We start from the raw sequence: 12,153 nt of genomic DNA on the forward strand, positions 1-12,153 counted from the left end.
TTTCCTTTTTGAATTCACTTCCAATGTCTTGAAACGATTCGTGAGCGCATTGTGCTTCGACGTCTGTCATTGTTGCAGCGTGATGAAATTTAATATTTTGGGACTCGCATGGCTTTTCGTTGGAATCCTGCGGTTTCAGGAAGTTTATCAATACAGGATTCCAAGCATAGCGCGTACTTGGAAAACGTTATCTGTTTCATTTCAAGTCGCCTAAATATCTCCATCACCAGTCGTGGGATAGAGTCGGTAAACTTCAGTTCGACCAACACCTCACTCGGTGAGGTGATAAAATCCATACGTTGGCCCGCATTTTTAAGATTGAAATCTAGGTTCCCGGATATCCGGTGATCGAAGGTTATCCTGACATTCGGGAATATATGACTATTGAGCGGTTCTCGGAAATACAAGACTGTAACCGCTGGTCGAAGAGCAAGACGCAGCCACATAAACTCGAAATCTCGCAGTGCTTCAAGCTCTCCGTCAGCGACAAAATTTTCCCCGTCGACCAGTCCTTGGGCGCTGATTAAATCAATTGCTGCTCTGCGCTTTTGCACCGTTTGCCCATGACGCCCCTTGAGCTCAAGAAACCATTGATCGGGTTTCGCGGCCAGACTTGGAAGGTGCGCCCGCAAGCGCGGCTTGACACGTTCCAGTTGTCCTTCGAGTTTTTGGCGGTAAAAGTAGTACCTCGGAGAGTCAAAGTAGATTGAGTAATTGAAATAACCACTTTGTCCTTGGGTGTTTTCATCTGTAACAAACAAATCTCCCAAAGCGTCTCGTAGATCTAAAGCTTTCTTCTGGGATACAAGGTACTTGACCTCAAACCGGTTCGTAAATGTTCGATGAAGCATCTAGGACCCAACATTGATGGTTATTTTGCCTTGGTCTTCAATCAGGGTTTCCAAGCCTATCGAGGCCGTTGCAGTAACTTGGCCTCCATCAATGGCACGGATATCAACAATGTTGTCTTTCCATTCGCTGTTTAATACCTCAACAGAGCCAGCTTTTTCGTAACGCCAGTTCTTGTGGAAGACATCAATTGCCACTTCATTTTTGAAAAACGTAATGTTCTTCAAATTTACTTGGCTGTCATCCTTAGCGGCGACGCCAGTAACGGCATTTTCGATCTGCACAGAAGTTATCTCAATCTTGGAAGCTTCGCCGCCAGAGACACCCTTGTCCCCAACTTTTTCGAGATAGCTGTCCATAATTGAGGCTTCTGACGTCATGAAATCCAAAGCGTCGTTGCCAGCGTTTTGCACGTATATCTTGTTTAAACTTGCGCTAGAGTAGTCGAGGTCAGCGCAGTCGCCAAAACAGTCACGCAGTTTGACATTGGAAAGTGTACCAGTGCTGTGCACCAGGTGAAGAGTGTCATCTCCAACAATATTGTTGTGAATTGAAGTGTGTGAGACTGAAACATTCTTGCTCCAGCGAAACGTAACCATTCCGGAGTACTGCACGTTTAATATCGTCGCACGACTTCCCCCTGAAATGTCGGCATATTGGATATAGCTGCCCGAAGTTTCCCGCCCGTGCGCAGCGATTACTCCCCAGGCTTCATCTGGGTTTTGACGCAAAATTTTTACTGGTGATTCGCGCTCTCCTTCGATTCTCAAGGGTCCTTGTGAGACAACAGACACACCATGGGCCAATTCAATGGTTGTCCCCGCAAGAATACGAATTGCTTGGCCTGGGTTTGAAATCAGGTCTTCGTTAAGTTTGACGAGACCGGGGCCCAAGACGATTTCATCTATGTTTGGATTGGGGAAAGTCCAGATATGCTGCGATACAGGGTTATACTCGACGCTATCGACATCGATGCGATCTTCAATCCTATGCTCTGGCAAAATCGCGAGTCCTGTAACCCCATTTGACCAGATCGACGAAACCATTTCCTGAAGATCGGTCGCAGAGGTTTGGGTGAAGTGCAGCAGATAATTTTGTTTATCCGCAAACAGGTAATATTCGGGGACACGCCTGTCGTCGGTCAGGTCGTAAAAATATTCGTGGTCTTCTCTGAGGCCAGGATACAAAGTTAGCTTTGAAGCTAACAAAGGTAACACCCTTTCGGAAAACGGGATTTTCCCATAAACTGAACCAGATGGAAATTGCGACAAATCCAAATCAACCGAGGAATCTCCATTCACCGAGACAAGCAGCCAACTACCTCCGCTATCATCGGGGGATGAAGTTATTTGCAGGGCAGTGTTAGAGAGTTTGTCTCGCAGCCATGAGTCCCTCAGCTCAATCCATTTAAGAACATCCTCGCGTGCTTCGTCGAATTGACCGTTGGAGTATGGCATTCGAAACCATCCAGCAAATGTCGACATGACAAAGGCCTTGCGCCGGTCAGCTTTGACATCTGGCTCAATTTTCTCATAAAGCTCATTTAGCTCTATATGCTGTTGCTCGACGGAGCCAAAACTCTCCATCGCTTGATACAGACGTTTGTTTCGAAGGTCGTAAAACCGTGGATCTTTTAGTGCTACGTCAAGTAATGGGTGTATTTGTTCGTTTAGCGGTAGAGTGTGATCGGGGAAATGATCTTTGGTGAGTCTGTCCCTTGGCCCTGGGTACAGTGCTGTACCCAAGGCCAGGATATCTGAAGTCAGAGGCTCGAGTTTGCCGATTGATGGGTCAAAATAATAGGCGTGATTATGGTGGAAATCCGTGTGTTTTCCGCCGGTTAGGTTCAGCATGGCGATCCACGAGGCAGTTTTCTCCATATCCAGAATGGACCAGAGTGCCTCATATTTCTCAGGACCGTTTGGCATGTGGATACTAGATACCAGTTGCTCTATCGGAGAAATATATTCCAAAGCATCGAGGTCTCCAGAGACTTCAAACTGCTGTGGTGCCCAATGTCTGCCTAGTTGATCCCCGACAAATATCGGGCCGGGAATTCGTTTGTTTACACGGAGCATATTTTCGTCTTCGCGTGTTGTCATCTGATAGACACCGTAATAAGCGTCATTGACAAACAGGCGCACCATTTCGCTGTTATGACTGAGTACACCAAACTTTTTCGCGAGCTCTTCGCCGTAATAATTAGCGGCCATTGTTAGGTCTTCGGGATTTACCAGATTGATGTGGCGCTGCAGATCAATCGGGTTATCTTTCTTCAGCTTAATGCGCAAAGAAGGTTTTTCTGGTGACCAATGCCAGATGTTCCTCCCTCGGAACCGAAACTTCATTTTCCGCCATTCACCATCCGGGTATAATATTTCTCCCCGGAAATACTTAGCTTTTGCGCTTTCAGGCAGATTCGAGGCCATGTGTTTGAAAGCGTTTGGCGGTACAGAAATTCGAAGATCGCTAAGCTGAGAATTAGCTTGCAACTTCTCATCGTCAAACGACGCAGCAATGCTGTTAAACACTGTAAGTGTTGCATCATAGCTCAGAGCAGCAGCTACAAGCGCTTTGTGATACAGCGGCTCGTTAGCTTGAAGAATAACAAATCTATACTTCGCAATGTTTGAGTACGCACCGGAAAACAATACACCAAACAATGCAAGAACAATTCCTAGGGAAATCAGAGATATTCTTCGTTTTGTCATCATGTGTTGCGAGTTGTCATGTCTTCTGGGCGCGGATGTTAAAATTAAGCACTTACATTTCCTTCACCAACAAGAATACTAACGGATTCTGGGTTTACACGTTCTTCAATGGCGCTGAGAAGATCCTGATGAATTACTTTGCGTTTAAGCTCAAGTTCAACAATCACGCTTTCCATGCCTTCGCCTCGCTGCATCTTTTCGACAGCGATAATATTGTATTGGCTCGCAAATTCATGAAGTGTTTCGTTGAGCATAGGGCGATCTTGTGTCTTCATGTGCAGTTTGATGACATAACCCATATGTGCGAGGTCGCCAAACCGGAAGAACTTGAACCCCAAAAGCAGAAGGCAAAAGACAAAAACAAAAATTGCCGCGAATTGGTAGAACTGTGTGCCACAAGCCATTCCAACAGCTATTGCTGCAAATATGAAAACAAGATCTCTTGAGTCCTTAACGGGGTTCCGAAAGCGGACGATCGACATGGCTCCAACCAGTGCGAATGCACGCGCTATGTTTGACCCAATAATAATCATGATTAATGAGATAGTAACGCCAACTAGTACGATAGAATGTACAAAAGAACGAGAATAAGAATATCCACCATGTGTCATGATGTAGAATTTAGCGAGAACAATATTTAAAAAACTTGCTGCAACTATTGAGAATATAACATCAATAACGGCAATCGTTGTGATAATATTAAAGTCACCTAAGGACTCTCTTATTAGTTCATCCATTCTATGTATGCTTTCAGTGGTAACCACGCTTAAATTGTGAGGTTCTTACTTTTTGGAAATTTTCACTATAAATTTCGATTTCTGGTTTAGTACAGTTTGACGGTTGGGAACAAGGGTGAAAATGACTAAACTATGACGCAGGTTGCGGTAACAGGCGACTAATTCGTGCATTCAACTGCTTCCCAAAAGGCCAAGTAATGAAGAGGCTCATTCGCCGATGCAGAATTGAATTGGCATATCAGTTAGTTTTCGGTCTCTGCGGATTGATAAGTCAGTCTTGCAAGACCATAGTTCACAATTATTGTGAAAAATCGACACTTTGACGGACAGAGGCAATTTGAATGCGCGGCTACCTTCACGATCTTGCAGGTCATAATGTGCTGTTTTGCATGGCGGCACCGGCGGAGTATGGCGAATACCTCAAGGAGCGGTTTACGCCGTTGATGATCGGGGTAGGGCCGGTGGAGGCTGCGATCAATCTGAGCGCAGCTCTGACCGAATTAAAGCTGTCGGATGATTTGCCTGATCTTGTGGTGACGCTGGGATCGGCAGGGTCGCGCACGCTGGAGCAGGCAGAAGTTTATCAGGCCGTTTCGGTATCGTATCGGGATATGGATGCGTCGGTCCTGGGCTTTGAGAAGGGCTGCACACCGTTTGTTGATTTACCAGCCGAAATCGACATGCCGCACCGTATACCGGGCATTCCTGAAGCCCGTTTGTCGACCGGGGCCAATGTGGTGTCGGGTGCGGCCTATGACGTGATTGATGCGGACATGGTCGATATGGAAAGCTTTGCCATCCTGCGCGCCTGCCATAAGTTTAATGTGCCGTTGATTGGCCTGCGCGGCATTTCCGATGGTAAGGAAGAGCTTTCCAAACTGTCAGACTGGACGGCCTATCTGCATGTGGTTGACGAAAAACTGGCCGGTGCTGTTGATGCACTGAAAGCCGGGTTGGAAAGCGGCGAGATCATACTGCCAAAGGCCTGATCCCGCCACTACATTCATATATTGCCAAATCGTTTCGATTACGTACCAGACCTTATCTGATCAAGAGTTTTGATTGGGGTGAGCGCCTGTGGGTCGACCTGGATTTCAAGGATGGCGGGCTTGCCACTTGCGACCGCGCGGTCAAAGGCGGGGCCGAAATCCTCAGTTTTGGTGACGGTTTCACCATATCCGCCAAAGGCCTTGGCGTAGGCGGCGAAATCGGGGTTGTGCAGTTCGGTGCCCGAAACGCGACCGGGATAGTTGCGTTCCTGATGCATGCGAATGGTGCCAAACATGCCGTTATTGACCACCAGCGTGATGATATTCGCACCATATTGCACGGCGGTGGCGAATTCCTGCCCGTGCATCAAAAAGCAACCATCACCAGCAAGACAGACCACCGGGCGATCCGGATGGGCGAGCTTGGCCGAGACTGAGGCGGGCAAGCCATAACCCATCGAGCCCGACGTCGGGGCCAGTTCGGTGCGGTATTCGCGATAGCGGAAGAAACGGTGCAAAAAGGCGGCATAGTTGCCCGCCCCATTGGTGACAATCGCATTGTCAGGCAGCTTTTCGCGCAGTTCGGCGACTATATGGGCCATTTTGACATCGCCCGGGGTTTCGACCGGGGTGGAAAAGGCAATGTAATTGGCGTGCGCAGTTTCGGTCATCTCATCACGTGCAGATCCGTCTACCGGTTCCATCATGGCAATCGCCCGCAGGAAGGATCGTTGGGAGGCATTGATTGCCACATCCGGGCGATAAACCCGGCCCAATTCATCCGGCCCGCTGTAAACATGAACCAGTTTCTGTTTCGGACAGGGGATCTCCAGCAGGCTATAGCCACTGCTGGTCATTTCCCCCATGCGCGATCCGACGAGGATCACAAGATCGCTGTCCTTGATGAATTCGGCCAGTTTCGGATTGATGCCGATGCCGACATCGCCGATGAAGTGGGAATGTGTGTTGGGGATATAGTCCTGGCACCGGAAACTGGTCGCCACCGGCACATTGTTACGAACTGCAAACGATTTAAGGCTTTCAGTGGATTCACGGGTCCAGCCGCCCCCGCCGACGATCATGACGGGTTTTTGCGCCTTGGCCAAAACATCGCGGAAGCGCGAGACGTCATCAGGCGCTGTTTTGGCCTCAATCGGGACATAGGGTTTGGCGTCGAGCACCTCGGCACTGGATGACAGCATGTCTTCGGGCAGGGCCAGAACCACCGGGCCGGGGCGGCCGGATGTCGCGATGTGGTAGGCGTGGCTGATATATTCCGGGATGCGGTTGATGTCATTGATCTGCCCGACCCACTTTGCCAAGGGTTCGAACATCTTGCGGTAATCGACTTCCTGAAACGCTTCGCGATCGACCATGTCACGCCCGATCTGGCCAACCAGCAGGATCATCGGTGTACTGTCCTGATGGGCAACATGCACACCGGCCGATGCATTGGTCGCACCCGGACCGCGGGTGACCATGCAGATGCCAGGCTTGTTGGTCAGCTTGCCATAGGCCTCTGCCATGATGGCGGCCCCGCCTTCCTGACGGCAAATGATCGGATCAATGTCGGGATGATCGACAAGGCCATCCAGCACAGCGAGATAGCTTTCGCCCGGGACAAGAAAGACACGTTCAGCCCCGTGCAGGGCCAGTTGATCGACCAGAATACGTCCACCATGTCGTTGCTGCATAGATTGGCGCATCTCTGTTTTCCCGGACATGTTTTAAGAACTCCGTTGCGTGGGGCAAAGTCGGTTTTTGTGTTTATCTATTTGCCATCGTTCAATGGCGTGATCGCGATTTCATCATGGAAAACGGGCAAAGGTAAAGATGTGAGGCTGGCAAGACAGCGGAAAATCCGACCATATGTGGAGCGGTTCTAAAACCCCTGCGTTTTGATCGAAATTTCATAGTGGATTGTACTGCAAATCTGCCAGATCGTAGTGATTTAGAAGTACCTTTCCGCCACCCTGACGATATCACCGGGCATGACGATGGTGGCAAGCGTCGCCGGGATGATGACGCGCGAGGCATCATGACCGCGCAGGATTTCGATATCATTTTCATCCCCGCGATAGGTCAGGCCGCCACCAACCGCGATGGCATTCAGGACATTCATGCCCGGGACATAATCATAGGATCCCGGTTGATTGACCTCCCCCATGATGAAGAACGGGCGAAAGGCGATGATTTCGACTGCGATATCTGGATGGCGCAAATAACCGTCCAGATAGGCATCATGGATTTTCTGCCGCGCCTGATCTGTGGTGAGATTGCGGACATCAATCGGTCCGATCAGCGCCAGATTAAGCCTGCCCATCGCATCGACCTTGAATTCACCTGACAGGTCCGGTTCGCCAAACACAGTGACGCGCACCGTATCGCCACTATCCATGACATAGATGGTCTGAGCAGCTGCCACCGGCGCGATCAACAGTGTGAAGAGCAGGCTCAGGACAGCACAAAGGTCTCGGTGTATCGATCCGGGCATCAGGCTCTTGGTGGTCATCTACATCTCCAGCTTGAGGCGGATGTGGCTTTGCAGGCGTTCATAATCTTCGCCGGTGCTGTTTGAATTTCGCAGCTCATAGTCAATCCCGCCTTCAATTTGGACAAAGCGATTGAGGTCATAGCGCATGCCAAGCCCATACTGACTGATCGTGTCACGTCGGCTGGTCTGTTGATAGTTTTCAGCGCTGTAGGCGGCATTGATTGAAACGCTAAGCCAGCGGCGCAGTTCATGGGAAAGTCCTGTGCCGGCCTCAAAGGCCAGAATGCCACTGGCCCCGGTCTGGGTCGTTTCGCGCACGGTGCGCGCGGCATTGAACGTGATGTCGGTCAGGCGAGTCATCGACCAGTCAAAATCACCACGCAGGGTGTAATCGCCAATGTTGCCAAAGGCCGGATCAGCATAAGACTGGCTCATCCAGCCCGCCGCCAGATCGGCCCTGATCAAATCGGTCAGATCAAGTCGGATGCCGCCAAGCGCCTGATAGCCCGATGAATCGCGGATGCGCCCGCCGTCATCGGGGGTACGGTCATATTGCCGTTGGTTAAAGCTGACCTCGCCATAGGCTTCGCGGCCAAGATCAAGCGGCATCAGAACACGCAGGGTTTCGCGCAATTCAAGACGGTCACGATCATCGTTGCGGATGCGCGATCCGTTGCGTGCCGTACTGTCATCAAAGGCAAGACGGCGAAGTGAAAACTGTGATTCATAATGCAGGCCATTGGCCACATGGCGTCCGCCAAGCCGGGCATCGATATCGCGGTAGATCACCGGTTCTGTCGCGCTGGTCGGGACATCGTTGTTGCCACGCGGGTCATGGGCGCGTTTGACATCAATCGCGCCTTCAAAGGACGTTGGGCCAAGCTCAAGACTGCCCGCCGCCTGAACTTCAAGGTCTTGATAATCATCGCTGGATGAATCGGCAAAAAAGCCCAGCTCACCGCCCGCCGCCAGATGCAGATGAAAAGCCCGCCAATCACCCTGAACGGTCAGACGCGGGGTCAGGGTTGTGATGACATCGCTGGTCGGGTTGGTATCGCTTTTATAAATGTTGCTGTCATATCGCGTGCCGGTATCAAGCGACGGGGTTGCAAGGACGCGTCCCAACCGGATGCCTCCGGGGTATTCTGGTTCATCCATCCCGCTGGCGGATGTCGGTATGCACGCGGATAGGAGCAGGATTGGCAACAAATATCTTTGCATTATACCATACGCCGGTGACAACGAAGACAGGGTTGTGGGCCAAGGCAGTTTTTGCGGTATCGCGCTGGTCGTAACAGCATTTTGAGCGGCAGGGCGGCTGTGCGGATCAGGATTACAACATCAAGAGCAAGACTGTGACGGGCGATATAGTCCAGATCGCAATTTAGGCGCCCGCGCAACTGATCGGGTGTGCAAACCGGGCCGCGCCAGCCCTGAACTTGTGCCCAGCCGGTCATTCCCGGTTTGATCACAAGCCGGCCTGCATAATCCGGAATATGCCGGGCAAAGCTGTGGTGATCTGCAAGGCTGTGCGGACGTGGCCCGACGAGTGACATCTCGCCCCGAAGCACATTGATAAATTGCGGTAACTCATCAAGCCCGCTGTGGCGCAATAAGGAAGCAAAGGTTTCGGCATATCGCCGAACGCGTGGGGATAGTGGACGGCAGGTTCTGTCGCGCAGGGTGCGAAACTTGAAAATCACAAAGGTTCGGCCGTTTTGACCCACGCGTTTCTGAACGAAAAGCGGTTTGTTGAAGCCCAATCCAAACAGTACTGCGCCAATAATGACAAGGACCGGGGAAAGAACAACCAGACCGATCCCGGCCAGCATACAATCACACAGGCGTTTGACACATCCGTCATGAGAGGCAATCGACCGATTACAGATTGGCCGCAGTTCTGATGTGTCTGTATCCCCTATCAATCCGGATGCCTCACCTCAACAGTTAAGACCCTGATATTTCATAACTCAGGGTAGATATATTGGTGGCGTTTTCAAGTTTTTATGGTGTGGGTCTTTGGTTGAATGGGTTGATTTATGCCCAAAATTTCCGCGCGTTAGCGCAATGACGGGATGCTTGAAAGCACCGTTTTCATCAGTTGTGGCTGGCGGTTCACACCGGTCTTGGAAAAGATGGTTTTAAGATAGGTGCGCGCGGAACTATGTGAAATCCCGACAAGTTCTGCTGCCTGATCAAGGGCCAGTCCTTCGGCCAGTTTTTGGGTCAGTTTGGCTTCGGAGCGCGTCAGTCCGAACAGATCCATCAAATCGTCAATGGCTGGCGGGCGCTGTTGGGTCGGATCGACCAGAATGATCATGAAGCTCTGTTTGCCGTCGGCCTTTTTCGGCACGCGACGGATCAGAAGCGAAAGCTTTTCCCCGTCACTTTCAAGCGAGAAGCTCTGATGGCTGCGCGGTACATTCTTTCCGGGCGGGGACAGAAAGGCTGCCAGTCCCTCGGGGCTTGGATCAATGATCAGGCGCCCTTGGGATCCGGACTGCACCAGCGACGATCGTCGCAATACGTCGGCCCCCTGCGAGTTCAGATGAAGGATATTGAGGTTCTCATCAACGGCAATCACGCCCAGCTCAAACAGATCAAGAAATTCGGTCGGCAGGGTGTCTTCGCTTTGACCAAGACGACTTTTGATCTCGGCCTCGATGTCATCAAGCATCGTTTCAAGCATGGTCGGCTTTGGATAGAAACGAAACACTCCCAATTCATTGACTGCCAGCAATGCTGATTGCAGATCGGCATATCCCGTCAGCATCAGAATGAGCAGGTCCTTGCGGGCCGTGCGCAGCTCGGCAGCAAGTTCGAGACCGGTCATGCCGGGCATATGAATATCGAGAATAACGGCTGAAATATCCGCATCCGCCGCAATCGCATCGCGCGCGGCAAGCGGATCATTGAAAAAGGTGCCCTCCCAATCCGGACGCAGGCGGGCAAAATTGCGACGATGAGACGAGAGAAGGTTTTCGTCATCATCAACAAATGCAATCCGGACCGTCTTTTTGGCCGTCATTAAAGGTGCCCTCCACAAATGGGGATGTTGGAGCAAGCTAGTCTGACATTAATCTCCGGACCTTCAAAGCCCTGCTGTTTGTATATCACGCATTTATGGGCCTCTGTCTGAGAAGATTTTCGCGGTGATCCGCGTTCCGGAGTTGTCCATTTATGGATAAGGTTGAAAAACAACGCCCCGTCGTTCTGATGGTTGATGATGATGAAAAGTTGCTGGCTGCGGTGCGCCGCACCCTGTCGGTGTGCTTTGAATTTGTCACCCATACGGACGGGCAGGCGGCACTGGACTGGCTCGCGCAAAACCGCGAGCGGACCGACCTGATCATCGCCGATCTGGTCATGCCTGACCTTGATGGTATCTCGTTCCTTAAGCAGTCGGCGCGCATGGCCCCGAGCATTCATCGCGTGCTGCTGTCTGGCAATGTATCGAACCTGTCGCTGCGTGAAGCAATTAATCAGGCCATGGTAACCCGTGTTCTGGCCAAGCCGATCTCGGTTGCGGACCTCAAAGAGTCGATTGACCGTATTCTCAACGCAGACATGGACGTCAAGAAGGCGCCGTCAGGCCCGTCTGCACTTATGGTCAACAATGCGATCGATCGCGCAGACTTCCACACCGTCCTGCAGCCGCGTTTCCGCGCCAGTGACCTTGGTCTGTGCGGGGCAGAGGTACTGTGTCGCATGCCGTCACTTGAAAAGGAATTTGGCATCGACGAGATCTTCGAAAGCTGTCAGGACAATCCGGTGATCAATCGCCTTGGCAGTCAGTTGATGGCGATCATGGTCGATCAGGCGCCGCGATATAGTGCCCTTCTGGGGGATCAGGCCAACCTTGCGGTCAATCTGGCGGCCTTTTCGCTCAAGACCCCGCAATTTTTCGAGCTGATCCTTCGCTTTTACGAAAAGATGCGTATGCGCGGGGTCCATGTGACCTTTGAAATACCCGAACGCCAATTACTGTCCAACGATCTGGAAATGCTGGCAAATGCCACCCGTCTGCGCGAACGGGGGATCGGGCTTTTGATTGATGATTTCGGCTCGGGGAACAACTCGCTTGATTTGCTGCGCCATGAAGTCTTTGCCGGGATCAAGCTTGATCGTGATCTGGTGCGGGGCATCATGACTGATTTCCTTGATGATGCGTTTGTCGAATGGATCGCGCAGGTCTGCTCGAAAATGGGTCTGTCAATTTCTGCCAAGGGCATCGAAAACGCCAAGATCGCCGAGAAGCTGCAGCTATACGGGATCACCGAACTGCAGGGCTTCCACCTTGGCACGCCGGTTCCTCTCGAATTGTGGGAAGAAACCGCGATGGCATCGCTTCAGGCATCGGGCTAGGTAATATC

General features: G+C 51.3%; 10 protein-coding genes. 2 read left to right on the plus strand and 8 right to left on the minus strand.

The genetic code is table 11. The features are described from left to right. Positions 1 to 89 precede the first annotated feature (89 nt). Genes HED22_RS05940 through HED22_RS05950 form a run of 3 tightly spaced genes read right to left on the minus strand, consistent with a single transcriptional unit; the run spans position 90 to position 4,297 of the window. Positions 90 to 851 carry a polyphosphate polymerase domain-containing protein gene (locus HED22_RS05940; RefSeq protein ID WP_167720118.1) on the minus strand — a complete coding sequence of 254 codons (762 nt, stop codon included), beginning with the start codon at positions 849 to 851 and terminating at the stop codon, positions 90 to 92. Continuing rightward, entirely contained in the window at positions 852 to 3,563 is a 2,712-nt protein-coding gene (locus tag HED22_RS05945) for a CotH kinase family protein (protein ID WP_167720119.1), read from the minus strand. A 41-nt stretch (positions 3,564 to 3,604) separates the two neighbouring features. Then, the gene (locus tag HED22_RS05950) at positions 3,605 to 4,297 is read right to left on the minus strand and encodes a DUF4956 domain-containing protein (RefSeq protein WP_167720120.1); all 693 of its coding nucleotides are present in this window, start codon (positions 4,295 to 4,297) and stop codon (positions 3,605 to 3,607) included. Between the two features lie 341 nt (positions 4,298 to 4,638). Between HED22_RS05950 and HED22_RS05955 the strand changes: the two genes are divergently transcribed. Continuing rightward, complete coding sequence (locus HED22_RS05955; RefSeq protein WP_167720121.1) at positions 4,639 to 5,286, plus strand: 5'-methylthioadenosine/S-adenosylhomocysteine nucleosidase; 648 nt, start codon at positions 4,639 to 4,641, stop codon at positions 5,284 to 5,286. Positions 5,287 to 5,324: 38 nt separating this feature from the next. On the opposite strand, the gene HED22_RS05960 is transcribed toward HED22_RS05955, so the two are convergent. From HED22_RS05960 to HED22_RS05980, 5 genes are all read right to left on the minus strand, one after another. Further along, complete coding sequence (locus tag HED22_RS05960) at positions 5,325 to 7,010, minus strand: thiamine pyrophosphate-binding protein (RefSeq protein WP_167720122.1); 1,686 nt, start codon at positions 7,008 to 7,010, stop codon at positions 5,325 to 5,327. Between the two features lie 227 nt (positions 7,011 to 7,237). Further along, positions 7,238 to 7,798 (minus strand): polysaccharide biosynthesis/export family protein, encoded by a 561-nt coding sequence (locus HED22_RS05965; RefSeq protein WP_254869800.1) that lies wholly within the window; start codon positions 7,796 to 7,798, stop codon positions 7,238 to 7,240. Then, positions 7,799 to 9,001: an outer membrane beta-barrel protein gene (locus HED22_RS05970; RefSeq protein WP_368484478.1), complete on the minus strand. Its 1,203-nt coding sequence runs from the start codon at positions 8,999 to 9,001 to the stop codon at positions 7,799 to 7,801. Then, complete coding sequence (locus tag HED22_RS05975; RefSeq protein WP_167720124.1) at positions 9,001 to 9,705, minus strand: sugar transferase; 705 nt, start codon at positions 9,703 to 9,705, stop codon at positions 9,001 to 9,003. Before HED22_RS05975 ends, HED22_RS05970 begins: the two co-directional genes overlap by 1 nt. A 134-nt stretch (positions 9,706 to 9,839) precedes the next feature. Beyond that, positions 9,840 to 10,808 (minus strand): response regulator, encoded by a 969-nt coding sequence (locus HED22_RS05980; protein WP_167720125.1) that lies wholly within the window; start codon positions 10,806 to 10,808, stop codon positions 9,840 to 9,842. A gap of 152 nt (positions 10,809 to 10,960) precedes the next feature. Here HED22_RS05980 and HED22_RS05985 point away from each other — a divergent pair, with 152 nt between their 5' ends. Further along, a complete protein-coding gene (locus tag HED22_RS05985) occupies positions 10,961 to 12,145 on the plus strand; it encodes an EAL domain-containing protein (protein ID WP_167720126.1) in 1,185 nt (394 codons plus the stop codon). The last annotated feature ends 8 nt before the right edge of the window (positions 12,146 to 12,153 follow it).

Source organism: Thalassospira sp. HF15, assembly GCF_011806525.1.
GTDB lineage: Bacteria > Pseudomonadota > Alphaproteobacteria > Rhodospirillales > Thalassospiraceae > Thalassospira.